Source organism: Cupriavidus sp. 01L46 (genome assembly GCF_056399905.1).
Map to the genome: position 1 here is coordinate 1 of NZ_JBFTSF010000019.1, position 25,293 is coordinate 25,293.

Sequence of the window (25,293 nt, forward strand, 5' to 3'; positions counted from 1 at the left end):
CCTGTCGCCTGCGGGCGAAGGCCTGCAGGTGGCGGTCTACGTCAAGGACCAGCCCGACGTGTTCGCGCGCATCTGCGGCTATTTCGAGCGCAAGAGCTTCTCCATCCAGGAAGCCAAGATCCACACCACGCGCCACGGCTATGCGCTGGATACGTTCCAGGTGACCGACCCGGGCATCAGCAGCGATGCCAGCGGCAACTACCGCGACATCATCGCGCTGGTGGAGCACGAACTGGCCGAGCGCCTGCAGCAGCAAGGCACGCTGCCGGAACCCGCCCAGGGGCGGCTGTCGCGCCAGTCGCGCAGCTTCCCGATCAAGCCGCGCGTGGACCTGCGCCCCGACGAGCGCGGCCAGTACTACCTGCTTTCCTTGTCGGCCAACGACCGCACCGGCCTGCTGTACGCGATTTCCCGCGTACTGGCCAAACATCGCACCTCGGTGCATACCGCCCGCATCAATACGCTCGGCGAGCGGGTGGAAGACGTTTTCCTGGTCGATGGCAGCCGCCTCGCCTMGGATAACAAACTGCAGTTACAGCTTGAACAGGACCTGCTGGCGGCGCTGGCCATCTAGGCCGGACGCCCCACATAGAAGATATGACCGATAGCAATTCGCCCAAGCGCAAGACGCTGGGCATCAAGACCGCCGCGCCCGAGGGCAATGCCCGCAAACCCGCCGCCACCCGGCCGGTGCGAGTKTCCGACCTGAACCGCGGACGCGTGCGCGCCGTGGTCGACGGCATCAAGCAGGCACAGGAACGCGCCGGTGGCCGCAAGAAGGCGGAAGACGCTAGCCAGCGCCCGCCGCGCGGCCCGCGCACGGGCGACGGCCAGGACCGGCCACGTCGCTTTGGACCGGGCGAAGGCCAGGATCGGCCCCGCCGCTTCGGCGGCGACAGCAACGACCGCCCGCGCAACTTTGGCTCCGGTGAAGGCCAGGATCGGCCGCGCCGTTTTACCCCTGGCGAAGGCCAGGATCGGCCCCGCCGCTTTGGCGGCGACAGCAACGACCGCCCGCGCAACTTYGGCTCCGGCGAAGGCCAGGACCGGCCGCGCCGTTTCACCCCGGGCGAAGGCCAGGATCGGCCCCGCCGCTTTGGCGGCGACAGCAACGACCGCCCGCGCAACTTTGGCTCCGGCGAAGGCCAGGACCGGCCGCGCCGTTTCACCCCGGGTGAAAGCCAGGATCGGCCTCGCCGCTTTGCTGGCGAAGGCAATGACCGTCCGCGTCGTTTCGCCCCAGGCGAAGGCCAGGATCGGCCCCGCCGCTTTGCCGGTGAAGGCAATGATCGTCCGCGCAATTTCGGCCCGGGCGAAGGCAACGATCGTCCGCGCCGCTTCAGCCCTGGCGAAGGCCAGGACCGGCCGCGCCGCTTTGCGGGCCAGGGCGACGACCGCCCTCGCCGTCCCGCTCACGGTGGCGACAATGACCGTCCGCGCCGCTCCGGCGATGCCGGCCAGCGCGACTACCAGGGCGGCGCCCGTGCGGAACGTACGGAACGTGCCGCCCCCGTGCAGAACGCGCCCCAGCCTAGCTCCGATGGCCTGGTGCGCCTGTCCAAGCGGATGTCGGAACTTGGCCTGTGCTCGCGCCGCGAAGCCGATGAATGGATTCCGCGCGGCTGGGTATTGGTCGACGGGCAGCCCGTTACCGAACTGGGCTCGCGCATCAGCCCGGACGCCAATATCGAGATCCACCAGGCCGCACGCTCCGAGCAGGGCGAACGCGTGACCGTGCTGCTGCACAAGCCGGTCGGTTACGTGTCGGGCCAGGCCGAAGATGGCTACGAGCCTGCCGCCGTGCTGTTCGCGCCGGAAAACCAGTGGGAGCTGGACCCCACCCGCAAGCGCTTTGCCCCGTGGCAGCGCAAGAGCCTGGCGCCTGCCGGCCGGCTCGACATCGACTCGACCGGCCTGCTGGTGCTGACCCAGGACGGCCGCGTTGCGCGCCACCTGATCGGCGAGGACTCGACCGTCGAGAAAGAATACCTGGTGCGGGTGAGCTGGGATTCGCCGGAAGGCCTGGTCGAGCGCGACATCTCGCACGTGTTCCCGGTGGAACTGATCGAGAAGCTGCGCCACGGCCTGTCGCTGGATGGCGAAGCGCTCAAGCCGGCCAAGGTGAGCTGGCAGAACGAGGAGCAATTGCGCTTTGTCCTGCGCGAGGGCAAGAAGCGCCAGATCCGCCGCATGTGCGAGCAGGTTGGCCTGCGGGTCGTGGGCCTGAAGCGCGTACGCATGGGCCGCATCGTGCTGGGCGACCTGCCGGTGGGCCAGTGGCGCTTCCTCGGCGCCTTCGAGAAGTTCTGAGCACCAGGCCAAAAAGCAAGCTGGCGGCCGCCATGGCCACCAGCGCGCATCTGCCGAGCCGCGTACCCACCGGCTCATAGCATGGCCAATGTCTCAAGCCATGCCGCAAGCCCGCGCCCTGCCCTGCGCCAATCGCTTCACAGCTGCGGCGCACGGCAAGCCGCGCCGTCCGCATTGGCCGTCTCCGCCAGCCCGAACACCGCCTTGGCACCGCATTGCGAGCCAAGCATCCGGTGCTGGTTGTGGCCGACGCCAACCACCTCGAACGCCTGGTGGCGCACCGGCGGACGCTGGCTGCCCATCGATGCGGCAAGGTACCGCGCGTAGCGCAGGTAGCCACGCGCGCGCTCCAGCCGGGTCGGGCCTTCGGCCTCGGCGCCGCAKGCCTTRTCGAGCACRCGGTGGTTGGGGTCGTTATCTTCCGAGCCCACGAGATAGGTCACCTGGCGCTGGAGATAGCGGCGGAACAGCGCATCGCCGCTCGCGCCGCGCGCATAGGGCACCATGTCGCGCATGCCGTAGCGGTAATTGTCGTAGTCCGCGCAAATGGCTGTGTCATAGGGCGCAAAGCTCGTTCCGCGTGGGCGCTCCGGCGTGAAATACAGATACGACGAAGGATTCGCCACCACGTAGCGCAGATCGATGCCGCCCGCGCGGATACGCTCATCGACATTGTTCAGCACTGCATAGCGATGCACCAGTTGCGCGCCACCCGAATGGCCGGCCACGGTCACGCGGGTCACCGCGGGAAAACGGGCCTTGTTGGTCACCATGCTGACGAGGTCGTCCAGCACCTGCAGCGAGCTGACCGAGAACGGCGGGTTGACCGCATCCTCCCCGCTCATCCAGCCCTGCACGCTCCATATCGGCATGCCGTCGAAATGCTTGCCCTTGGCCGCATCCGGCGTGCCGGGGAAGTTCAGCGCGATGAGCAGCACCTCGTCGGGATTGCGCCCGGTTTGCTTGAGCAGTGCCGCGCCGGCCGCGAAGTAGTCGTCGCCGTTACGCTGCAGCCCGTGCTGGACGAAGATCACCTCGCGGATGCCGCGCAGGTCTGCGTCCAGCGGATGGTTGGCATAGGCCGGGAAATCGTAGGCGCTCGCGCCCGTGCCGAGCCTGACCCGCTGCCATTGGGGCGCTGCAGCTTGCTGCGCCGTGCCGGGCGCCGGTGCGGCCTGCTTCGCGCTCGCGGCACTGTCCGCGCCCGGGGCGGCGCAGCCAAACTGGGCCGCCGCGGCTAGCGCAATCAGTGCAATCGAGGCGATCGATGCGCAGCGTGCAAGGCAAAGTGTCTTCATATCCTGTCTCCCGGTGCTCGATGCGGCGCGCCGCCTGGCGCGCGCGCCCGTGTTTTCGTTCGTAAAGCCGCACCATCCTAGGCCGCCGCGACCTCGATGTAAAATATATGCCACAGTGGAAATACATATCGAAAAGATATGCTTTCTGCCGCGCCCAGCCCGGAAAGACACCATGGAACTGAGACACCTTCGTTACTTTCTCGCGGTAGCCGAAACCGGCCACATCACGCGCGCCGCCGAGCAGCTGGGCATCCAGCAGCCTCCGCTGTCGCAACAGTTGAAGGCGCTCGAGACGGAGCTGGGCGTGATGCTGTTCGAGCGCCAGCCGCGCGGTGTGGCGCTCACCGCCGCCGGACAGGCGCTGCGCACTGACGCGCTGGACATCTTCGCGCGCCTGGACCAGACGCGCCAGCGCATGCGCCGCATGGCACGCGGCGAGGAAGGCATGCTATCGGTCGGATTCACCAGCTCGGCAGCCGCGCACAAGCTGACGCCCGAGGTCCTGCGCGCCTGCCGCCGCCGCTTTCCCGGCATTGCGCTCAAGCTCAGCGAGAACAACGCCGCCGAGGTGATCGAGCAACTCACCGCAGGCACGATCGATGTCGCACTGCTGCGCGCGCCGGTGGGGCGCCCCGAAGGCCTGCGTTTCGAGTTGCTGCTGGAAGAGGAAATGGTGATCGCGCTGCCGCTGGACCATCCGCTGCTGCGCAAGCGCGGCGCGCCGGCCCACGCAGCGGCCCAGGAAGCCATCTCGCTGCGCGCGCTGGCAGACGATGCGTTCATCCTGGTGCGGCGCCCGGGCGCGCCGGGCATGTATGGCGATCTGCTGAAGGTGTGCGAGCGGCTGGGCTTCACGCCGCGCGTGGGCGCGGAAGTCGAGCGCATGCTGAGCAACCTGAACCTGGTAGCCGCCGGCGCCGGCGTGACCGTGGTGCCGGCCTCGATGGCCGGGCTCAACMCGCACGGCGTGGCCTACCGCCGCATGGAAGAAGCCGACCAGCTGCGCGCGCCGCTGACCCTGGCTTACCGGGAGCGCGACGACAATCCCGCCTGCGCGGCGCTGGTCGCCCTGACCCACCGTATCGCGGCACGCCATCGCCGCCAGGGCAATCGCTGATCAGTCGTCACCGGTCAGTCGTCGCCAGTCAGTCGTCACTATTGGGAGGCAGCTCGGGGAACAGCACATCGGTAAAGCCGAAGCGCGTGAAGTCCGTCACCCGCATGGGATAGAGGATGCCCTGCAGGTGGTCGCATTCATGCTGCACCACGCGCGCGTGGAAATCCTCGGCAATGCGCTCGATGCGCCCGCCCATCACGTCAAAGCCGGTGTACTTCAGGCGCGTGAAACGCGGCACCACACCGCGCAGCCCCGGCACCGACAGGCAGCCTTCCCAGGCTTCATCCTGCTCCTCGCCAAGCGGCGTCAGCTCGGGATTGATCAGCACGGTCTTGGGCACGGTCGGCGCGTCGGGATAGCGCGKATTGCGGTCGAAGCCGAAGATCACCACCTGCAGGTCCACGCCGATCTGCGGCGCAGCCAGGCCAGCGCCATTGGCGTGATCCATGGTGTCGAACATATCGTCGATCAGGATGCGCAGCTCGGGCGTGTTGAAGCGCGTGACAGGGCGCGCTACCTGGAGCAGGCGCGGGTCGCCCATCTTGAGAATGTCACGGATCATGCTTGATCTCCGGTATTAAGCTCGGCCAGCAAAGCCAGCAAGGCGGCCTCGTCCAGCACGGGCACGCCGAGCGCCTCGGCTTTTTCCAGTTTGCTGCCGGCTTCCGCGCCAGCCACCACATAGTCGGTCTTCTTCGACACCGAGCCGGCCACCTTGGCGCCGGCCGCTTCCAGCTTTTCCTTGGCGTCTTCGCGCGACAGCGTGGGCAGCGTGCCAGTCAGCACGAACGTCTTGCCGCTCAGCGGCGCGGGCGCAGCGCGCTCCGCCGGCTCGCTTTCCGGCCATTGCACGCCGGCGGCACGCAGTTGCTCGATGACTTCCACATTGTGCGGCTCGGCCAGGAAGTTGGCGATGGACTGCGCCACCACCGGCCCCACGTCGTTGACCTCCAGCAAGGCGGCCTCGTCGGCTGCCAGCAGGCCATCGAGCTTGCCGAAATGCTTGGCCAGGTCCTTGGCCGTCGCTTCGCCCACATGGCGGATGCCAAGCGAGAAGATAAAGCGGTTGAGCGTGGTCTCGCGCGACGCCTCGATGGCCGCCACCAGGTTGGTAGCCGACTTGTCGGCCATCCGGTCCAGCGCGGCCAGCTTGGCGACGCCGAGCTTGTAGAGATCGGCTGGCGTGTGCACGATCGCCATGTCGACCAGCTGCTCGACCACTTTGTCGCCCAGGCCTTCGATATCCATGGCGCGGCGCTGCGCGAAATGCAGCAGCGCCTGCTTACGCTGGGCCGCGCAGATCAATCCGCCKGTGCAGCGCGCGATCACCTCGCCTTCCAGCTTCTCGATGTGCGATCCGCACACCGGGCATGCGGTGGGCATGACGAAGGCGCGTGCGTCGGCGGGCCGGCGCTCCGGCACCACCGCCACCACTTCGGGAATCACGTCGCCGGCGCGCCGCACGATCACGGTATCGCCGATATGCACGTCCTTGCGGCGGATCTCGTCCTCGTTGTGCAGCGTGGCATTGGTCACCGTCACGCCGCCAACGAACACCGGCGCCAGCCGCGCCACCGGCGTGATGGCGCCGGTGCGGCCAACCTGCACCTCGATATCCTCGACCACCGTGGTCATTTCCTGGGCCGGGAACTTGTGCGCCAGCGCGAAGCGCGGCGCGCGCGACACGAAGCCAAGGCGCTCCTGCTCGGCCAGCGCGTTGACCTTGTACACCACGCCGTCGATGTCGTAAGGCAACGCCGCGCGCCGCTCGCCCACTCCGCGATAGAAGCTCAGCAAACCGTCCGCGCCCCGCACGACTTCKCGCTCCGCGCAGACTGGCATGCCGAGCCCGGCGAACCAGTCGAGCATGGCGCTGTGCGTCTCGGGACGCGGCACGCCTTGCAGTTCGCCCAGCCCGTAGGCAAAGAACGACAACGGGCGCTTGGCGGTGATGCGCGGATCCAGCTGGCGCAGGCTGCCGGCGGCAGCATTGCGCGGATTGACGAAGGTCTTCTCSCCSGCCTCGGCCTGCCGCGCRTTGAGCTTGTCGAACTCGCGGCGRTACATGAAGACYTCSCCGCGCACTTCCAGCACCGCCGGCAAGGCCTCAGCCTCMCCGCGCAARCGCAGCGGAATCGCCTTGATGGTGCGCACGTTGACGGTCACGTCCTCGCCGGTCTCGCCGTCGCCGCGGGTGGCGGCCTGCACCAGCCGGCCGGCCTCGTAGCGCAAGGACATGGCCAGGCCATCGAACTTCAGCTCGCAGGCATACTCCACCGCTTCGGCGGCGCTGAACAGGTCGGCCGTGCCCTCGGCGGGGGCGGCACGCCCCAGCCCCTGTGCGCAACGGCGGTCGAAGGCCAGCACATCCTCATCCTCGAAGCCGTTGTTGAGCGACAGCATCGGGATGGCGTGGCGCACCGTATCGAAGGCCGACAGCGGCTGGCCGCCCACGCGTTGCGTGGGCGACTCAGGTGTCAGCAATTCGGGATGCTTGGCCTCGATGTCCTGCAATTCGCGGAACAGCGCGTCGTACTCGGCATCGGGCACCGAAGGCGCATCGAGGACGTAGTACTGATAGTTGTGGCGCTCCAGCTCGGCGCGCAGCCAGTCGGCGCGCGCGGCGGGAGAATCGCTGATAGGCGCGGGGGCTTGCGCCGCCGCACCTTCTGGTTTGGTGCTCATGCTGAAGGACTGAATCCGTTGTCGTCGTTATCGTCGATGCCGAACTGGCGTATCAGAGACTGAACAAACGTAGCGTCACCGGCGAGCCCGCGGGCATGCCGCGGGCTTCCAGCTTGTCGTAGAGTGTTTGAAGCTGGCCGAAGATGGCGACGAAGGACGATTCGCTCAACGGCCGCATGTTGTCGTCGACCAGTTGCGCGCCCATGCGCTGCGCCAGGCTGTAGCCGTACTCGCACACGGTCTTGAACGGCTTGGTCGCCTGCGTCGCGGACGGCACATCGAGCAGCAGCGTGATCTGGCGGCCGGCCTTGGCCGTGAGGTCATCGCGCAGGAAGTTGGTATCGCCGAACTGCAGCGTGAACAGCGCCCGCTGCACGCCCTCGGCGTTGGCCTGATAGCGCGTGAAGCGAGTGCCGTCGCGCGACAGGACCAGCCCGTCCTGGGTCGCCACCGTCTGCACATAGGCTGCCGACCACGGCGCGCCGTCGGAGATCACGTTGACGCCAAGCTGCACATCGCAACTGGCGGCAAACGCATCCAGCTCGCGGCCGTTGGCGACCGTCTCGGTCATGTCGGGCAGATCGGCCGAGGCGTCGAGCGCTTCCGCCAGCGCTTCCACCGCATTGACGAACTCCGAAAACTCGAGCGCATTGAGCGCGCCGCCGCGGTTGGCAAGCTGCACCGCCACCTGCAGGTCTTCATACTGATGGCCGGCTGTGACCGCCTCCCAGGCATTGGCTTCGCTGCGCAGGCCTTCGATGTGCACCTGCTTGGTCCCCGCACGGCGCAGGCGGCCGGTGAGCGGCAGGATGCGATCACCCGAGCTTTTGCGCTCCAGGTGCAGCGGCACGATGCAGTCGATCAGCGGATCGATGACGGCCGGCGTGGGCTGGCCATCGAGCGCAACGGGCTCCGGCTGCGCTGCCTGGGCAGGCGCGGCCTCTTGCTTGGGCTTTTGCTGTTCAGTGCGTTCCCCGTGGTCCGCGTGGTCCGCGTGTTCTTCGTGGTCCGCAGCGCCGTGCGATTCGGCGGTCCCGGCAGACTCTCCCGCCTCCTCGGCATGCCCGGGCTTGCCGGCAGCCGCATTGGGTGCATGGGCCGACGACGGCGCCGCGGCAACGGCGACTTCATCCGCCAGGGCGTCGTCGGCATCGGCTGAGCTGGCGGCCATGCCAGCCGCCACGGCGGCGGCGTCCAGCGGCGAAGCCGACAACGTGGGCTCGCGCCGCTCGACCTGATGCTCGGGCAATGGCTCATGCAGCTTGGCGCTGACTTCCGGCTTGACCACCGGGCTCACCACCGGCTCGCGCATCGGCGGCAGGTCATCATCGGGCTGTAGGGCGCGCGGGCGGCGCGCCTTGCGGATCTGCCACTGGTTGTAGGCGACTACCAGCAGCAGCAGGACAATGCCTGCAACGATCAGGGCGGTCTGGAGCGTCATGCTGCCTCCGCCATCGAGAGCGCTGCGTCCATATCCACGGCGACGATACGCGATACACCTTGCTCTTGCATCGTCACGCCAATCAACTGGTGTGCCATTTCCATTGCGATTTTATTGTGGGAAATGAAGACGAACTGGGTCTTGTCCGACATGCGCGCCACCATATTGGCGTAGCGCTCCGTATTGGCATCGTCCAGCGGCGCGTCCACCTCGTCCAGCAGGCAGAACGGCGCCGGGTTGAGCTGGAACATGGCGAACACCAGCGCGATGGCCGTCAGGGCCTTCTCACCGCCCGACAGCAGGTGGATGGTCGAGTTCTTCTTGCCCGGCGGCTGCGCCATCACCTGCACGCCGGCGTCGAGGATTTCGTCGCCGGTCATGATCAGCTTGGCTTGCCCGCCACCGAACAGCGACGGGAACAGCTCGCCGAAGTGAAGGTTGACCTGGTCGAAGGTCCCTTGCAGCATCGCGCGGGTTTCCTGGTCGATCTTGTGGATCGCGTCTTCCAGCGTGGTGATGGCGTCGATCAGGTCGGCCGACTGCGCATCGAGGAAAGTCTTGCGCTCGCGCGCCGCCGCCAGTTCGTCCAGCGCGGCCATGTTCACCGGCCCGAGCGCGTTGATGGCGTTGTTCAGGCGCGTGACCTCGCCCTGCAGGTAGGAGGGCTTGAGATCGGGCGTGAGCTTCCCGGCCAGCGCGGCCTCGTCCACCTCGGCGGTCGTCAGCTGCTCGCTGAACTGCTCCTGGTTCAGGCGCGCGGCCTGCTCCTTCAACTGGTACTCGGTGATGCGGTCGCGCAGCGGCTGCAGGCTACGTTCGGCGGCCAGGCGCTGGTCGTCGTACTGGCGCAATTGCGCCGACAGCGCATCGAGCTCGGTGCGGGCGAGCTGGAGCTTTTCTTCCTTCTCGGCACGGCGCTCCAGCGCATCCTGCAGGCCGGTGTGGGCGGTCTGCTCATTGATGGTTTCCAGCTCGACGCGGGCATCTTCCAGCGACTGGGCGAGACGCTCCGACTGGTCGCCCGCGGTCTGGATATTGCGGCGCAGCTCGTCGATGCGGTTAGCCAGGTTGCGCTCGGCAAACAGCGCTTCCTGCGCCGCGCGCTCGAAGTCGCGCAGCTGGTGCCGCGCCGACGACAGCTTGCTGTCCAGCGCCTCGAAGGCCATCTGGTGGTCTTCGTGCGTGGATTGCATCTCCGCCAGCGCGGCGTCGTGCTGCTCGAAGCTGGCTTCGGACTCGGCGCGGATGGCGCGCTGCTCTTCGATCTGCGCGGCGATTTCGGCCAGTTCCTCGCGGATCTGGCCGCTGCGCGCGGCGTAGCGCTCCATGGCCTGCGACAGCTTGAGCACATCCATCTGCAGCGCGTGCACGCGGCGCGTGGCCTGCTCGCTGCGTCCGCGGGCCTCGGTGAGCGCGGCGCTGGCCTGGGTGTAGGCTGCCTCGGCTCGGACCGCCTGGCTCTTGGCTTCGTCGGACAGCAGCAGCTGGGCGCGCGCCTGCTTTTGCAAGTTTTCGATTTCCTGCTCGCGGGCCAGCATGCCGGCCTGCTYGGAATCGGCCGCATAGAGGTGGACCGAGCTGCGGCCCACCAGATGGCCCTCGGCCACGACGAACGACGCGCCTTCGGGCAGCGTGGCACGCTGGGCCAGCGCCGACGCCATGTCGGTGGCGGTGTAGATATCGGCCAGCCAGTCCTGCATCACGGCCCGGATGCCGGGCTCGGTGATCTGCACCAGCGCCATCAGCGGACGCATGCCGGCGGGGGTTTCCTGCGGGCGCCCGGCCGGTGGCGGCGAGTAGAAGGCCAGCTTGGCGGGCGGCGCGTCGGACAGGAAGGACTTGATCCAGTCCAGGTTGGAGACTTCGAGCGCGCCGAGCTTCTCGCGCAGCACGGATTCCAGCGCGCTCTCCCAGCCCGGCTCGATATGGAGCTTCTTCCACAGGCGCGGCAGATCGGCCAGGCCGTGCTTGGCCAGCCAGGGCTGCACCTTGCCTTCGGTCTGCACGTTTTCCTGCAGCTGCTTTAGCGCGGTCAGGCGCGCTTCGAGCGACCCGATCGCGGCGGCCTCGCGCTGCACGCGCTCCTGCGCGCTGCGGCGCTCGCTATCCAGGCGCGGCACGCTGTCGGCGGAGTCGGCCAGGATGGCCTGCGCTTCTTCCAGCACGGCTTCCTGCTCGGCCAGCTCGGCGCGTTGCTCTTCCAGGCGGGTTTCATCGGGGCGGTCCAGCCCCTTTTCTTCCCCGGACAGGCGCTCGCGGCGTTGCTCCAGCTGCTGCAGCATCTGGTCGGCGCTGCGCTGCTGCGCGGCCTCCAGCTTAAGCGCCTGCTCAGCCTGCATGATGCTGGCGCGCTGCTCGTTGGACAGCACCTGGGCATCGCGCCACTGGGCTTCCAGCGTGGGCAGCTCATCGGTCTTGTGCGCGACGGCCTCCTGGGCTTCGATGGTGCGGCCTTCGGCCACCGCCAGCTCTTCCTCGGCCTGCGCCAGGGCATCGGTAGCCTGCTCGGCCTTGCCCTGCCACTGCTCGCGCTGCGCCGTCAGTGCTGCGATCTGCGCCTGCACGCGGTTGCGCGACTCCACCACATAGCGGATCTCGGCCTCGAGCTTGCTGACCTCGGCATTGGCTTCGTACAAGCCGCCCTGCGCGGTGTGCATATTGTCGGAGGCGGCGTAATGCGCGGCGCGCATGGTCTCGAGCTCGGCCTCGACGTGGCGCAGTTGCGCGGTTTGCGCCTCCAGGTCGATCTGTGCCTGCTCGATGGCACGCGTGTGCCGCTCCTGCTCGGCCTGTGCCTCGCGCTTGCGCAGCAGCCACAGCAGGTGCTGCTTTTCCTCGCCGTCGGACTGCAAGGTCTTGAAGCGCTGGGCCACTTCGGCCTGCCCTTCGAGCTTGTCCAGGTTGGTGCCGAGCTCGCGCAGGATGTCTTCCACGCGGGTCAGGTTCTCGCGCGTGTCGGACAGGCGGTTTTCGGTTTCGCGGCGGCGTTCCTTGTACTTGGACACCCCCGCGGCTTCTTCGAGAAAGATCCGCATGTCATCGGGCTTGGCCTCGATGATGCGCGAGATCATGCCCTGCCCGATGATGGCGTAGGCGCGCGGCCCCAGGCCAGTGCCCAGGAAGATGTCCTGGATATCGCGGCGGCGCACGGCCTGGTTGTTGATGTAGTAGGAGGACGTGCCGTCGCGGGTCAGCACCCGCTTGACGGCGATCTCGGCGTATTGGCTCCATTGCCCGCCAGCGCGCCCCTCAGGGTTGTCGAACACCAGTTCGACGCTGGCGCGGCCAGCCTGTTTGCGTGCGGTGGAGCCATTGAAGATCACGTCCTGCATGGACTCGCCGCGCAGCTCGGAGGCACGCGACTCGCCCAGCACCCAGCGCACCGCGTCGATGATGTTCGATTTGCCGCAGCCGTTGGGACCGACGATGCCGACCAGTTGGCCGGGCACTTGAAAATTGGTGGGATCGACGAAGGACTTGAAGCCCGCCAGCTTGATCGAGGACAGTCGCACGGTTGGTCGTGGGGTATCTAGCGTAATGCAGCGTTCAGGAGAGCCGGGCTCCAATGAGAAGCGGGGCCGACGCGTGCCGGTTGCGCCCCATGCCTTCTCTCTTGTGCCCGATAGATGGCGCTAATCATACCATCGCGCCTTCGGCGTCCGGGCGCTTTCCGGGCTAAGCGCAAGCCATTTCCCTTGGGGATTTGGGCCGCTTCCGATACACCTTGTGCCGTTCACGCCCCACACTTGCGGCGATGCTGCCATGCGACAAAAGACACCACCCTGCACGGAAAATCCTCGCATCTCTTGGCACCGGCGGGAAACTTCCAAGGGTTAGTGCTAGTCTCTTTATTGTCAGCGTGATCCTTGAGGCCTATTGCACCTGCCGCCCCGCTTCCGGCGCAATGGCTGCCTCCGGCCAACACGGAACCCGGCTTCGCGACCCTTCTGGGAGTGTCCAGCATGACCGCCTTCTCACCGGCGATATCAGACAGCAGCTTACCCGGCCAAGATGCCGGGAATGTGGCTAAAACGCCACCATGGTCCTTGAGCGACATCGATTTCCAGGCCATCGACACCGCCCTTGTCCGGCCCGATCGAGAGTTGTTCYACCTGCTGGTGTCGGCGTCCTTTGTCGAAAGCGGCTCGGACACGTACGCCGGCAACCTGGCCAACTACTACGCCACCAATCCCGAGGCCTCCAGCTGGCTGTCCGAACACTGGGAGGCGGAGGAGCTGCAGCACGGCATGGCCCTGCGGCGCTACGTGGAGCATGTCTGGCCCGAATTCGACTGGGAGCGTGGCTATGCGCGGTTCTTCGACGAATACCGCCATACCTGCTCGATCGACAATTTCGAGCCCACGAAAGCCCTTGAGATGGCCGCGCGCTGCGTAGTCGAGACTGGCACCGCGGCCCTCTACCGCTCTCTGGAGCAAGCCAGCGACGAGCCGGTGCTGCGCAACCTGACGCGGCGCATCGCTGACGACGAGGTGCGCCACTACAAGCACTTCTACCGCTACTTCAACACCTTCAACGGCGTGGAACGGCTCGGCCGCCTGCGCGTACTGGGGGCCTTGGTGCGCCGCTTGCTGGAAATCAAGAACGAAGACGCGGAGATCGCGCTGCGCAACGTGCTGCGCATCGAGCGCGGCACCGAGGAGATTCCGCAGCGGGACGTGCGCAGGCTCAACTCCCGGGTGAGCGCCGTGATCCGGCGCAACCTGCCGATCGAGATGACGGTCAAGATGCTGCTCCGCCCGCTGCACCTGCATGCCGGCGTGGAACGCGCCATCCGCAAGCCGCTGGTGGCGGTGGTGTCGCGGGCGATGCTTTACTGAGGCGCGGCGCCAGCTATTGCGGCTGTAGCGCCTGGTCCGCCGCACCGGCGGCATCGTCGCCGCGGCGCGCCTTGGTGCGGTGCACCAGCCCCGACAAGGCGCCAGCCGCCACGATGCACAGGCCGCCGGCGGCCTCCTTCCAGCTCAGCGTCTCGGTCGCCAGCCACCACGACGACACCGCCGCGATCACGATCTCGAACAGCATCAGCAGCGATACCCGGTTGGCCGGCAGGCGCTGCAGTCCGTACTGGACCACCGAATTGCTCAGCACCAGCGTGGCGGCAAGACCCAGCATCAGCGCCGCGCCGGCCCAGCCGATGACCGGCGACAGCGCCACGCCGCCCGGCTCCAGCAACAGCGCGCACGGCAKGCCGACCGCGGTGCAACCCACGTAGACCATCACGGTGCGCAGGCGCGCATCCATCTGCGGGTAAAGCTGCCCGGCCCGGCGCGACAGCACGTTGTTGACGGCAAACCCCATGCCGCCGATCAGGCCGGACCATTCCGCCGCGCGTGTGGGCAGCGGCAGGCCCACTTCCGGCGTCCATAGCATCAACCCTGCGCCAAACAGCGCCAGCACCACCAGCAGCAAGCCGGAGGCAGACAGCTTCTCGCCCAGGAAGACGCGGGCAAACAAGGCCGTCCATACCGGCGTCAGGTAAAACAGCAGCAACACCCGCATCACATGGCCGTTGACGCTGCCCCATACAAAGCCGGCGTTGGTCACGCCCGCCGCCAGCCCGATCGCCACGAACAGCCACGACCAGCGCAGGCCGCCCAGGTGGCGGGCGAAGGCCACMAGGGCGATCAGCGCTGCCATGGCGCTCACCAGCGCGGCTGCCGTCATGCCGCCCAGGCCCCAGCCGGCGAGGACCCGGTAGGGGAACCAGGCGATGCCCCAGACCGAGGCACCCAGCAGGATGGACAAGGTGGATTTGAAGGCATGCGGGTCGGCCGGGGCCGAATCGGTGGAAGTGACGGGCAGATTACTCATGGGAAAACGGTTAGGGCTGCCGCTTGGGCAACCGTTCAGTATTCGGTATCGGAAAATCACCGCGGCGCGACCGGGGCCGGTCGCGGACGGCTGGGGATAGCCAGGGACAAGCCGGCGCGGCGCGCCGCCAAGGCCTTGCCGGCACGCGGGAATGCCCKGCAATCCTTTATAATGACCGGCTTTGAGCTTGGCCCTACCGGCCTGAACCCGATCGTGAATCCCCGCCTCGACCTGCTCCAGCCCTATCCGTTCGAGAAACTGCGCGTGCTGCTGGCTGACGTCAAACCAAACGGCGCGCTGCCCGCGATCAGCTTCGGCATCGGCGAACCCAAGCACCCCACGCCCGAATTCATCAAGACGGCGCTGTCGAACGCGCTGCAAGGGCTGGCGAATTATCCCACAACGGCCGGATCCGATGCACTACGACAGTGCATGGCCGCGTGGATCCAGCGCCGCTACAGCCTGCCGGCGGTCAATGCCGCCACCCAGGTGCTGCCGGTCACCGGCTCGCGTGAGGCGTTGTTCGCTTTCGCCCAGACCGTGGTCGACGCCAGCCAGCCCGGCGCGCTGGTGCTGTGCCCCAACCCGTTCTATCAGATCTATGAAGGCGCGGCCTTGCTGGCCGGTGCCACGCCGGTATTTGCAAACAGCGATCCGGCGCGCAACTTCGCGCCCGCTTTCGACCGCATCCGCGACGAGACCTGGGCCAAGGTGCAACTGGTCTTTGTGTGCTCTCCGGGCAACCCGACCGGCGCCGTGCTGTCGCTGGAAGACTGGCGCGAGCTGTTCGCGCTGTCCGACCGCCATGGCTTCGTGATCGCCTCGGACGAGTGCTACTCCGAGATCTACTTCAAGGAAGGCGAACCGCCGCTGGGCGCGCTGGAAGCGGCGCACAAGCTGGGCCGCGCCGAAGGCGCACATCCCTTCGAGCGCCTGGTGATGTTCTCCAGCCTGTCCAAGCGCTCCAACGTACCGGGCCTGCGCTCGGGCTTCGTGGCCGGCGATGCCGCCCTGCTGAAGAAATTCCTGCTATACCGTACCTATCACGGCGGCGCCATGAACCCGGCGGTGCAGACCGCCAGCGTGGCGGCCTGGAACGACGAGGCCCATGTGCGCGACAATCGCGCCGCCTACGTGCGCAAGTTTGCCCAGGTCACGCCGATGCTGGCCGAGGTGCTGGACGTGGCCTTGCCCGATGCCGGTTTCTACCTGTGGGCGGATGTCTCGCGCACCGGCCTGTCCGACACTGAGTTTGCCGCGCGCCTGCTGGCCGAGCAGAACGTCACCGTGCTGCCGGGCAGCTACCTGGCACGCGAGGCCGACGGCATCAACCCGGGCGCCAACCGCGTGCGCATGGCGCTGGTGGCCACGCCCGAGGAATGCCTGGAAGGCGCGCGCCGCATCGTCGCCTTCTGCAAGTCGCTGGGCTGAAACCAGCGTGTGCGGGCAAAGTGCACCGCACCGCACACACCGTATTTTGTTGTAGACAACGATCAACCACTGAAAACACGCATATGACGCAAGCACTGCAAGCCCTGATCGACCAGGCATGGGAAGACCGCGCAAGCCTCTCGCCCAAGTCCGCCCCCAACGACATCCGCGAAGCCGTGGCCAACGTGATCGGCCAGCTCGACACCGGCGCCCTGCGCGTGGCCGAGAAGCAAGGCAAGGAATGGATCGTCAACCAGTGGATCAAGAAGGCCGTGCTGCTGTCGTTCCGCCTGGAAGACAACGCGCCGATGTCCGCTGGCGGCTTCGCCCAGTTCTACGACAAGGTGCCGACCAAGTTCGCCAACTGGACCGCCGACGACTTCGCCAAGGGCGGCTTCCGCGTGGTGCCCCCGGCGGTCGCCCGCCGTGGCTCGTTCATCGCCAAGAACGCCGTGCTGATGCCCTCGTACGTCAACATCGGCGCCTACGTCGATGAAGGCACCATGGTCGACACCTGGGCCACCGTCGGCTCGTGCGCCCAGATCGGCAAGAACGTCCACCTGTCCGGCGGCGTCGGCATCGGCGGCGTGCTCGAGCCGCTGCAGGCCAACCCGGTCATCATCGAAGACAACTGCTTCATCGGCGCGCGCTCGGAAGTGGTCGAAGGCGTGATCGTGGAAGAAAACTCGGTGATCTCGATGGGCGTGTACCTCGGCCAGTCGACCAAGATCTATGACCGCGAAACCGGCGAGATCCACTACGGCCGCGTGCCGGCTGGCTCGGTGGTGGTGGCGGGCAACCTGCCCTCCAAGGATGGCAAGTACAGCCTGTACTGCGCCGTGATCGTCAAGAAGGTGGACGCGCAGACCCGCGCCAAGACCAGCCTGAACGACCTGCTGCGCGGCGACTGATCTCGCCCGCTGCATCGAGGGGAGCGCCCCTGGCCCGGAACCGCGCGCGTGCGCGGCCGGTCTGAATCGGAATGCCGGATCAGAACGCTGACGCTCCCCTCGCCCCGTTTCTCGTTTCCCGTTTCCTTTTCCCGATTCCTGTTTCCCGCTCTCCAACGGTTCCCGCTCAATGGATACCGCCGCCGGCCGCCGCTGGCCCGCCCTTCGCAAGCGAATCATGGCCCTGGACCCGACCACTGTCACCACCGTTCTCTCGCTGCTGCCCACGATCCTCGAACAGGCCAACAAGACCATCGAGAAGATCAAGAAGGGCAAGCGCCGCGATGGCGGCGCCGACGGCATGCCAGGTCCGGACACGCGCGACCCTGCCGCGCGCATTGCAGAGCTGGAAAACGCCGCCATGCAGCAGGCCGAGGCCGTCAAGCTGCTGGCCGAGCAACACGCCATCACCATCGAGGCCCTGCGCCGCGAAGCCGCGCGGCTGGATCGTCGCCTGCGCCTGATGACCGGCGTGGCCATGGCCGGCTTTGCGCTTGGACTTGCCGGCCTGGTGGTCGCCCTTAACCTTCTGCTGCGCTAGCCAGACCGGCCTGCCCCGCGTTTCTCCGCTCATCGTCTCCCTCATCGCCATGACTGTCCTGCTCTACGGCATTCCCAACTGCGATACCGTCAAGAAAGCCCGCACCTGGCTTGAATCCAACGGCGTGGAATACACCTTCCACGACTTCAAGAAGCAAGGCGTGGACGAAGCCATGCTGCGCGGCTGGCTCGCGCATGTGCCGCTCGCCACCCTGCTCAACCGCAAAGGCACCACCTGGCGCGCGCTGTCCGACGCGGACAAGGCGCTTGCAGAACAGGAAGCCGGCGCGATTGCGCTGATGCAGCAAAGCCCGTCGCTGATCAAGCGGCCGGTGCTGGCCCACAAGGGCAGCGTCAGCGTGGGGTTTTCACCGGATAATTACGCCAGCCTTTTTTAAGCCCGATGGCAGCGCCAGGACATGCGCGCTGCCAGGACGCAAGACTCGAACCATGCACCCGCCGGATTCCGGCGCCACATGCCTCCTCGCTGCCACCATGAACCCCACCCTCGCCCTCACCGAAGACCTGATCCGCCGCCGCTCCGTCACGCCCGCCGATGAAGGCTGCCAGGCCGTGCTGGAAACCCGCCTGAAGGCGCTGGGCTTCGCCTGCGAAGCCATCGTCAGCGGCCCGGACGACTTCCGCGTGACCAATCTGTGGGCCGTCAAGCGCGGCACGCGCGGCCAGGACGGCAAGCTGCTGGCCTTTGCCGGCCACACCGACGTGGTGCCCACCGGCCCGCTGGAGCAATGGGGCTCCGACCCCTTCCTGCCCAGCCACCGCGACGGCAAGCTGTACGGCCGCGGCGCCGCCGACATGAAGACCTCGATCGCCGGCTTCGTGGTGGCGGTCGAAGAATTCGTGCAGGCCCACCCGGACCACGCGGGATCGATCGCCTTCCTGATCACCAGCGACGAAGAAGGCCCGGCGCATGACGGGACCGTGAAAGTGGTCGAAGCGCTCAAGGCGCGCGGCGAACGGCTCGACTACTGCGTGGTGGGCGAGCCCACCTCCGTCGACACGCTCGGCGACATGGTCAAGAACGGCCGTCGCGGCTCGCTCTCCGGCAAGCTCACCGTCAAGGGCGTGCAAGGCCATATCGCCTACCCGCATCTGGCCAAGAACCCCATCCACCTGGCCGCGCCCGCACTGACCGACCTGGTGAACGAGCGCTGGGACGAAGGCAACGAGTACTTCCCCGCCACCAGCTGGCAGATGTCGAATATCCACGGCGGCGCCGGCGCCACCAACGTGATCCCCGGCCATGTCACCGTCGATTTCAATTTCCGCTTCTCCACCGCCAGCACGCCCGACGGCCTGAAGGCACGCGTGCATGCCATCCTGGATCGCCACCAGCTCGACTACGACCTGGACTGGACCCTGGGCGGCGAGCCCTTCCTGACCGCGCGCGGCGATCTCTCCGAAGCGCTGGCTGGCGCCATCGCGGCGGAAACGGGCGTCAAGACCGAGCTGTCCACCACCGGCGGCACCTCGGATGGCCGCTTTATTGCCAGGATCTGCCCGCAGGTGATCGAGTTCGGGCCGCCCAATGCAAGCATCCACAAGATCGACGAGCACGTGGAAGTGCGATTTATCGAACCCCTCAAGAACATTTACCGTGGCGTGCTGGAACGCCTGATCGCCTGATCGCCGCGGACCAGAAAAAGACGTTATGGCAACCTCCTCCCCCCTGCTCACCGTGCGCGACCTGCTGCGCTTCGCGGTATCGCGCTTCACCCAGGCCAAGCTGTCCTTTGGCCACGGCAGCGCCAATGCCTACGACGAAGCCGCGTACCTGACGCTGCACACGCTGCACCTGCCGCTGGACACGCTCGACCCGTTCCTCGACGCGCGCCTGCTGCCCGAAGAAGTCGACGCCGTGCTGCAGGTCATCGAACGCCGCGTGACCGAGCGCGTGCCCGCGGCCTATATCACCAACGAGGCCTTCATGCATGGCCTGCGCTTTTACGTGGACTCGCGCGTGATCGTGCCGCGCAGCTTCGTTGGCGAACTGCTGCATGAAGGGCTGGAACCGTGGGTAGGCGACAGCGCCGAAATCGGCCCGGTGCTGGAGCTGTGCACCGGCTCGGGCTGCCTGCCCATCATCGCCGCGCATGTCTGGCCGAAGGCCCGCATCGATGCGGTCGACATCTCGCCGGATGCGCTGGCCGTAGCCCGCCGCAATGTGGCGGACTACAAGATGGAAGACCGCATCAGCCTGTACGAGGGCGACCTGTACGCACCGCTGCCCGCGGGCGCCAAGTACGATGTKATCCTCACCAACCCGCCCTACGTCAACGAAACCTCCATGCAAGCGCTGCCGGCCGAATACCAGGCCGAGCCGCGCATCGCACTGGCTGGCGGCGACGACGGCATGAACGTGGTCCGCCGCATCATCGCCGGCGCCAAAGCGCACCTGAACCCGGGCGGCGCGCTGGTGGTGGAGATCGGCAACGAGCACGCCAATGTGGAAGCTGCGTTCCCCGAACTGGAGATCGTCTGGCTGCCGGTCAGCGCTGGCGAGGAACAGGTGTTCCTGCTGACTTATGAGGCGCTGCCGGATTGAGGGATTGAAGGTAACCGGCGCTTCAGCGCCGAAGCGTGACGGTGTTACGCCTTGCATTGGGAAAAGCCCTTCTTCGCTGAGCCGAAGAAGGGCTTTTTTCAACGGGCCGCCAAGCCCGGACTAAGCTACCACCCCACCACCCCCTTGACCACCGCCTCCCTCACCTGCTCCACCACCCCCTCCCGCCAGTCATCGGCATCGCCATAGAACGCATGCCACATCGCCTGCCGGATCAAATTGCGCTGGCCTTCATCCGCCTCGGGATGCAAATGCAGCCAGTGATCTCCCCGCAGCGCCTCAAGCACCTCGGTCACCGGCAACGTCCCGAACTCCAGCGCGATCCCGTTGTAACCCAGCGTGGGCAACGTCTCCGGCACAGCCAGCCATGCCATGCCGTTCAGATTGGCCGAAGCCGATGAGCCGTCATAGATCGAGGTCACGGTATTGCCCCAGATGGCACGCACCTTGTCGATCTGCTCCGCGTTGTCCGGCCCCATGTAAATCGGCTCGCCATAGCCCCACGGCCCCAGGCCGGTGTGCACGTCGATCCAGCGCACGGCCTCGCGCCCGGCGCCGAAGCGCGCCAGGATGCGGCGCAGCGTGTAATTGCTCCAGGTCGCCTTGTTGCCGCCGAAGAACAGCCCGTCTGGCGCCTGGTACTGGCCGGCGCTCACCGCCGCCTGGTACCAGGGCAGGCCTTTCTCGGCCACCGTCTTCATCAGCGCGGCCTGGTCGGCCTCGGAGGGCGGCCAGTGCTCGGGCAGGAGCATGGGCGCCACCTCGGCATACGGCGCGTTGTCGGGCAGCGGCCGGGTGAAATCCATGAAATTGCGGTTGAGGTCGATGTTGTCCTCGTTGACCCGCCGCATATGCGAGAAGCCGTAGGGATTGACCGCGTGCACCAGCAGCAGCGCCACGCCGGCGCCGGCACACGCCTGCAGCAGTTCCGCGTCGGCCAGCAGGGCGACCTGCGCCCCGGAGCCGCAGAAGCCTTCCACCCCGTGCATGCCTGAGGTCACCATGAGCATGCGCCTGGCCTCGGCGCTGCCCACCCAGGCGACATCCATGGCGAGTTCCTCGTCGGCGCAGCCGCGCTTGGTGGGATGGGGAAAATCGGTCAGGGTGCCGCCGGCTGCCTGGGCCGCGTCACGGAATTTCTGCCGGGCTTCGGCATAGCTGCGGGAAAAGCTGGTATGCAAGGACATGACAGCAGATTTCGCGCTTGGCGAGGAGTGGGGGTGCCGCTATTAAACGCCAACTTGGCCGGCATTGCCATCCGAAGCCGCCCGAAGCCAGGCAGCTAGCCTTTGCCGCCCTTGGCACCCTTCTCGCCCTTCTCGCCCTTCTCGCCCTTGGTGGCGTCCGCCGGCACCGCCTCACGCAGCAGCAGGGAGCGGAACGCATGCGGATGCATCTGGATGCCTGCCGCGGCGATCTGGGCGGCGGACAGCACCAAGTGGCGCGCCAGCCAGTCATGGATGCTGCGCAGGAACCGGCGCTGTTCGACGCGGTTGGATTCCTGGATCACGCGCTCCAGCTTGACGTGCGCGGTGTAGACATCGAGCAAGTTGATGGTCTTGAGCTTGGGCGGCGTGGTTGCGCTACGCTCGATGGCGAGAATGCGCTTGACCTGGGCATCCGGCAGCTCGCCGGTTTCAAGGTAGGACTGATACACCGCTTCGAGGGCAGGAAATCGCACGGTGGGTTGCACGCGCGGCACGCTGGCCACCTTTTCCATGCGCAGCACGAGGTAACGGATGGCGGCCGTGCGCCGCAGCGCGGCGTCGCTGACCTTGCTTTGGCGGCCGCCGCCCGCCGCGCCGCGGGCACGCGGGGTGGCCGGGCCGGTGGCCTCGAACTCGTCGTTGTCCGGCGCGGTCGCTTCGGGCACGGGCTGGCCGGCGTCCCGCTCGGTGTAGTCGGGCACCAGGTACAACAGGTCCGGCTCAGCAAGCACGGCCCGCGCGCAGGCCTCGCCAAAGGGGTACTCGTGGCCTTGCCCGTCGCGCAGGATGAAGGCCTGGCCGTTGCCGAAGCCGTGGTGCCGCCCACGGCCGGCCTGCTGCCGGCAGCGCGTGCCGGGCTCGACAAAATCCTTGCGTACGGGAGTCCAGCTCCCGTCGTTGACTGCGATCATGAATCTGCTTGTACCTGCCGTGATGAGTGCTGCAAAGTGGCTGATGGCTTGCGGGGCGCCACCGGCGCCTGCCACCCGCCATTGTCCACCATGCKGCCAGCAGCGGCACAAGCGGGCACGAACGCCTCAACAACCACAACAGGCCAGGCCGCGCCCTACTTCAGCATGAACGACATCGCCGACAGGCAGTTCAGCATGCGCACGGCCGCCTGCACCGAAGCGGCGTCGAATACCAGCGTCACGCCGTCCACGCGCTCCAGCGCGGGCCACTGGCAGAACAGGTCGGCATAGGCCGGGCCTTGGGTTTGCAAGCGGCAGCGGATCGGGCCGCTGATCTTCAGGGGCTGCCCGCCCTGCTCGCGTACGGCTTGCTCGGCTTGCGCGGCGATGGCATCGCGCGCTGCGGCAAGCGACAGCGTGGTACCGCTGCCTTGCCCGCCGGCTTGCTTGGTCTGCACATAGCGTACCCAGGGCATCAGCGGCCGGGTCTCGTCCACGAAGACATCGTCGCCGCTGGCCATCAGCACCGGCACGCCGAATTCGCCCGCCAGGGCGCCGTAGATCCCGGCCTCGCCCAACTCCTGATCGTTGAGCCAGATGCGGGCGAACGCGCTGCTGTTGATGGTGTGCGCGAGGATACCGCGGCTTTGCGCGCGGCCGTGGTAGCCGATCATGAAGACGCCGTCGCAGCCGTGCACCCCGGCCATCATGCCAAGGTAGCGCGGCTTGCCCAGCACCAGGCACGCGCGCGGGTCGAGCTGGTCGGGCAGCAGGTTGCGAAAGCCGCCGTGGGAATCGTTGACCAGCACTTCGGCTGCGCCGCCCGCGAAGGCGCCCTGCACGGCGGCATTGGCTTCGGCCGTCAYCCAGGCGCGGGCGCGTTCGTACTCGCCGTTRCCGGCGCGGGTCTGCTCGGGATGAAAAACGCCGGCAACGCCTTCGATGTCGGTGGAAATCAGGATCTTCATGGCTTGTGGAGATTCAGTTCGTCGGTGCCGCGCGCAGCAGCCATTGCGGCAGCTCGGGCATCAGTTCGCGCAGCGCGACACGCTGGTGCCCATCGCGGCCATGCACGGTTTCGGCCTGCCACAGCGCATGCAGGATGGCCTGCTCAACGCTGTCGGCGGCAGCATGAAACAGCGCATCGAGCCGGGTTTCATGCAGCATGGCCAGTGCCGGCATGGGCGCGCCGGCTTGCTGCGGCACGGTGTAGGCGGTGGAAAAAGCGAGCGCGATGTCGCCCGAGCCGTGGCCGAATACCGAGCCGGTACGCGCCAGGCCCGCCCCCGCGCGTAGCGACAGGCGGCGCAGCTGGCGGGCGTCGAGCGGCGCATCGGTGGCGAGGATCATGATGATCGAGCCCTTCTCCGGCCCTGACTCCGCCGGCGCTCGCGTATGCGCCTGGAGCCGTTCAGCCAGCACGCCGCCAAGGCGCGCGCCGGCCACGGTGAAGCTGGGCAAGGTGCCGAAATTCGCCTGCACCAGCACGCCCACATGGTATCCGCCCGCCTGGCGGGAGGCCGAGCCGATGCCGCCTTTCAGCCCGAACGACGACATGCCGCGCCCTGCCCCGACCGCGCCCTGCGCGAAATCCACGCTGGCCGCGGCGCAGGCTTGCGCATAATGCACCTCCTGCACGGCCATCGCCTGTATGTCGTTCAGGTAGCCGTCATTGCACTCGAACACCAGCGGGTTGACCGTTGGCCAGGCGCGGCCAATTTCCGGATTGGCCGCAATGGCCTGCCGGATCTGCGCCTGCGACAGCGCGCCCACGGCAAAGGTGTTGCTCAGCGCGATGGGTGTCTCCAGCACGCCGAGCTCTTCCACCTGCACCAGGCCCACGCTCTTGCCGAAGCCATTGAGCACGGTCGCGGCGGCCGGCACCTTGTCGGTGAACAGGTTGCCGCCGTGCGGCAGCACCACCGTCACACCGGTCTGGCAGGCGCCATCGGCCAGCGTGCATTGGCCAACCGCCACTCCCGGCACGTCGGTGATGCTGTTGCGCGCGCCGGCTGGCAACGCGCCGATATGCGGCATGGATCCGGACATCCGCGTGCGCTCCTTAGCGCCGGTCGATCTTCGGGTCCAGCGCGTCGCGCAGGCCGTCGCCCAGCAGGTTGAACGCCAGCACGGTCAGGAAGATGGCCAGGCTGGGGAAAATCGCCACGTGCGGCGCGGTCACCATGTCGGCGCGGGCTTCGTTGAGCATCGCGCCCCACTCCGGCGTGGGCGGCTGCGCGCCCAGGCCCAGGAAGGACAGGCTGGCGGCGGTGATGATCGAGGTGCCGATGCGCATCGAGAAATACACCACGATGGACGAGATGGTGCCCGGCAGGATGTGGCGCATCAGGATGGTGAAGTCCGACGCGCCAATGCTGCGCGCGGCTTCCACATACGTCAGGCGCTTGAGCATCAGCGTATTGCCGCGCACCAGGCGGGCGAACGCCGGGATGCTGAACACAGCCACCGCGAAGATCACGTTGGTCATGCCATTGCCGAGGATGGCCACGATGCCGATCGCCAGCAGGATGCCGGGGAAGGCGAACAGCACATCCGAGATGCGCATCACGATGCGGTCCCACCAGCCTTCGTAGTAGCCGGCCAGCAGGCCGAGCACGGTGCCCACGATGGCGCCGATGATCACCGAGAAGAAGCCCGCCGCCAGCGAGATGCGGGCACCGGCCAGGATGCGGCTGAAGATGTCRCGCCCGAGCGAATCGACGCCGAACCAGTGCGCGGCGGAGGGCCCGGCATTGAGCGCGTCGTAGTCAAAGAAATTCTCCGGATCGTAAGGCACCAGGTGCGGGGCGAGGACCGCCACCGCCACCAGCAGCAGCACGAACACGCCGGCGCCGAGCGCCAGGTGCTGCTTGCGGAACTTGCGCCAGAACTCGGTCCAGGGCGTGCGCACGGCTTCTTGCGTGGCGGCGGCGGCCGGGACGGCGGGTTCGCCGTTGGCGGGCGTGGATAGCTGGGTCATGCCGGC

At 67.3% G+C, this 25,293-nt stretch carries 20 protein-coding genes and 1 pseudogene; 10 read left to right on the top strand and 11 right to left on the bottom strand.

Features of this window, described 5'->3' with window-relative positions:
* Nucleotides 1-574: pseudogene (locus AC1DS3_RS05445) on the top strand ([protein-PII] uridylyltransferase); the annotation flags it as partial.
* Nucleotides 575-597: 23 nt separating this feature from the next.
* Nucleotides 598-2,310, top strand: coding sequence for a pseudouridine synthase (locus AC1DS3_RS05450; protein ID WP_477126802.1), 1,713 nt, complete (start codon nucleotides 598-600; stop codon nucleotides 2,308-2,310).
* Nucleotides 2,311-2,447: 137 nt separating this feature from the next.
* On the opposite strand, the gene AC1DS3_RS05455 is transcribed toward AC1DS3_RS05450, so the two are convergent.
* Nucleotides 2,448-3,608 (bottom strand): hypothetical protein, encoded by a 1,161-nt coding sequence (locus AC1DS3_RS05455; RefSeq protein ID WP_441630328.1) that lies wholly within the window; start codon nucleotides 3,606-3,608, stop codon nucleotides 2,448-2,450.
* A gap of 172 nt (nucleotides 3,609-3,780) precedes the next feature.
* On the opposite strand from AC1DS3_RS05455, the gene AC1DS3_RS05460 reads away from it, so the two are divergent.
* Entirely contained in the window at nucleotides 3,781-4,725 is a 945-nt protein-coding gene (locus AC1DS3_RS05460) for a LysR family transcriptional regulator (RefSeq protein WP_477126803.1), read from the top strand.
* Between the two features lie 28 nt (nucleotides 4,726-4,753).
* On the opposite strand, the gene def is transcribed toward AC1DS3_RS05460, so the two are convergent.
* From def to smc, 4 genes are read right to left on the bottom strand one after another with little or no spacing between them, the layout of a single operon-like run.
* Complete coding sequence (def, locus tag AC1DS3_RS05465; protein ID WP_477126804.1) at nucleotides 4,754-5,287, bottom strand: peptide deformylase; 534 nt, start codon at nucleotides 5,285-5,287, stop codon at nucleotides 4,754-4,756.
* Nucleotides 5,284-7,410 carry an NAD-dependent DNA ligase LigA gene (gene ligA, locus AC1DS3_RS05470; protein WP_441630323.1) on the bottom strand — a complete coding sequence of 709 codons (2,127 nt, stop codon included), beginning with the start codon at nucleotides 7,408-7,410 and terminating at the stop codon, nucleotides 5,284-5,286. Before ligA ends, def begins: the two co-directional genes overlap by 4 nt.
* Before the next feature lie 52 nt (nucleotides 7,411-7,462).
* A complete protein-coding gene (locus tag AC1DS3_RS05475; protein WP_441630321.1) occupies nucleotides 7,463-8,851 on the bottom strand; it encodes a cell division protein ZipA C-terminal FtsZ-binding domain-containing protein in 1,389 nt (462 codons plus the stop codon).
* Entirely contained in the window at nucleotides 8,848-12,363 is a 3,516-nt protein-coding gene (smc, locus tag AC1DS3_RS05480) for a chromosome segregation protein SMC (protein WP_477126805.1), read from the bottom strand. The genes AC1DS3_RS05475 and smc overlap by 4 nt, the downstream gene beginning before the upstream one ends.
* A gap of 534 nt (nucleotides 12,364-12,897) precedes the next feature.
* Between smc and AC1DS3_RS05485 the strand changes: the two genes are divergently transcribed.
* Nucleotides 12,898-13,689, top strand: coding sequence for a ferritin-like domain-containing protein (locus AC1DS3_RS05485; protein ID WP_477126806.1), 792 nt, complete (start codon nucleotides 12,898-12,900; stop codon nucleotides 13,687-13,689).
* A 13-nt stretch (nucleotides 13,690-13,702) separates the two neighbouring features.
* Here AC1DS3_RS05485 and AC1DS3_RS05490 read toward each other — a convergent pair whose 3' ends face one another.
* Nucleotides 13,703-14,683: a DMT family transporter gene (locus AC1DS3_RS05490; protein ID WP_477126807.1), complete on the bottom strand. Its 981-nt coding sequence runs from the start codon at nucleotides 14,681-14,683 to the stop codon at nucleotides 13,703-13,705.
* A 213-nt stretch (nucleotides 14,684-14,896) separates the two neighbouring features.
* Here AC1DS3_RS05490 and dapC point away from each other — a divergent pair, with 213 nt between their 5' ends.
* From dapC to prmB, 6 genes are all read left to right on the top strand, one after another.
* Nucleotides 14,897-16,114 carry a succinyldiaminopimelate transaminase gene (dapC, locus tag AC1DS3_RS05495; protein ID WP_441630450.1) on the top strand — a complete coding sequence of 406 codons (1,218 nt, stop codon included), beginning with the start codon at nucleotides 14,897-14,899 and terminating at the stop codon, nucleotides 16,112-16,114.
* 83 nt (nucleotides 16,115-16,197) lie between these two features.
* The gene (dapD, locus tag AC1DS3_RS05500) at nucleotides 16,198-17,025 is read left to right on the top strand and encodes a 2,3,4,5-tetrahydropyridine-2,6-dicarboxylate N-succinyltransferase (RefSeq protein ID WP_043346976.1); all 828 of its coding nucleotides are present in this window, start codon (nucleotides 16,198-16,200) and stop codon (nucleotides 17,023-17,025) included.
* 217 nt (nucleotides 17,026-17,242) lie between these two features.
* Nucleotides 17,243-17,605, top strand: a complete 363-nt coding sequence (locus AC1DS3_RS05505; protein ID WP_441630312.1) for a hypothetical protein — start codon at nucleotides 17,243-17,245, stop codon at nucleotides 17,603-17,605.
* 49 nt (nucleotides 17,606-17,654) lie between these two features.
* Complete coding sequence (locus tag AC1DS3_RS05510) at nucleotides 17,655-18,002, top strand: arsenate reductase (protein WP_441630448.1); 348 nt, start codon at nucleotides 17,655-17,657, stop codon at nucleotides 18,000-18,002.
* A gap of 97 nt (nucleotides 18,003-18,099) precedes the next feature.
* Nucleotides 18,100-19,251 (top strand): succinyl-diaminopimelate desuccinylase, encoded by a 1,152-nt coding sequence (gene dapE / locus AC1DS3_RS05515; protein ID WP_441630310.1) that lies wholly within the window; start codon nucleotides 18,100-18,102, stop codon nucleotides 19,249-19,251.
* 25 nt (nucleotides 19,252-19,276) lie between these two features.
* On the top strand, nucleotides 19,277-20,170 hold the full coding sequence (gene prmB / locus AC1DS3_RS05520) for a 50S ribosomal protein L3 N(5)-glutamine methyltransferase (RefSeq protein ID WP_441630308.1): 894 nt from the start codon (nucleotides 19,277-19,279) through the stop codon (nucleotides 20,168-20,170).
* 125 nt (nucleotides 20,171-20,295) lie between these two features.
* Here prmB and AC1DS3_RS05525 read toward each other — a convergent pair whose 3' ends face one another.
* The 5 genes from AC1DS3_RS05525 to gsiD form a co-directional block, all read right to left on the bottom strand.
* Entirely contained in the window at nucleotides 20,296-21,375 is a 1,080-nt protein-coding gene (locus AC1DS3_RS05525) for a M14 family metallopeptidase (RefSeq protein ID WP_441630306.1), read from the bottom strand.
* 95 nt (nucleotides 21,376-21,470) lie between these two features.
* Nucleotides 21,471-22,307 (bottom strand): hypothetical protein, encoded by an 837-nt coding sequence (locus AC1DS3_RS05530; RefSeq protein WP_441630304.1) that lies wholly within the window; start codon nucleotides 22,305-22,307, stop codon nucleotides 21,471-21,473.
* Between the two features lie 155 nt (nucleotides 22,308-22,462).
* On the bottom strand, nucleotides 22,463-23,275 hold the full coding sequence (locus tag AC1DS3_RS05535) for a M55 family metallopeptidase (RefSeq protein ID WP_477126808.1): 813 nt from the start codon (nucleotides 23,273-23,275) through the stop codon (nucleotides 22,463-22,465).
* A 13-nt stretch (nucleotides 23,276-23,288) separates the two neighbouring features.
* The gene (locus tag AC1DS3_RS05540) at nucleotides 23,289-24,356 is read right to left on the bottom strand and encodes a DmpA family aminopeptidase (protein WP_441630300.1); all 1,068 of its coding nucleotides are present in this window, start codon (nucleotides 24,354-24,356) and stop codon (nucleotides 23,289-23,291) included.
* Nucleotides 24,357-24,369: 13 nt separating this feature from the next.
* Nucleotides 24,370-25,287 (bottom strand): glutathione ABC transporter permease GsiD, encoded by a 918-nt coding sequence (gene gsiD / locus AC1DS3_RS05545; protein ID WP_183031225.1) that lies wholly within the window; start codon nucleotides 25,285-25,287, stop codon nucleotides 24,370-24,372.
* Nucleotides 25,288-25,293: the final 6 nt, after the last annotated feature.

Excerpts from the sequence above, each read along its gene's own strand:
- AC1DS3_RS05475 (WP_441630321.1), bottom strand. The coding sequence starts at position 8,851 with ATGACGCTCCAGACCGCCCTGATCGTTGCAGGCATTGTCCTGCTGCTG.
- dapD (WP_043346976.1), top strand. The coding sequence starts at position 16,198 with ATGACGCAAGCACTGCAAGCCCTGATCGACCAGGCATGGGAAGACCGC.
- AC1DS3_RS05505 (WP_441630312.1), top strand. The coding sequence starts at position 17,243 with ATGGCCCTGGACCCGACCACTGTCACCACCGTTCTCTCGCTGCTGCCC.
- AC1DS3_RS05510 (WP_441630448.1), top strand. The coding sequence starts at position 17,655 with ATGACTGTCCTGCTCTACGGCATTCCCAACTGCGATACCGTCAAGAAA.
- dapE (WP_441630310.1), top strand. The coding sequence starts at position 18,100 with ATGAACCCCACCCTCGCCCTCACCGAAGACCTGATCCGCCGCCGCTCC.
- AC1DS3_RS05525 (WP_441630306.1), bottom strand. The coding sequence starts at position 21,375 with ATGTCCTTGCATACCAGCTTTTCCCGCAGCTATGCCGAAGCCCGGCAG.
- AC1DS3_RS05530 (WP_441630304.1), bottom strand. The coding sequence starts at position 22,307 with ATGATCGCAGTCAACGACGGGAGCTGGACTCCCGTACGCAAGGATTTT.
- AC1DS3_RS05540 (WP_441630300.1), bottom strand. The coding sequence starts at position 24,356 with ATGTCCGGATCCATGCCGCATATCGGCGCGTTGCCAGCCGGCGCGCGC.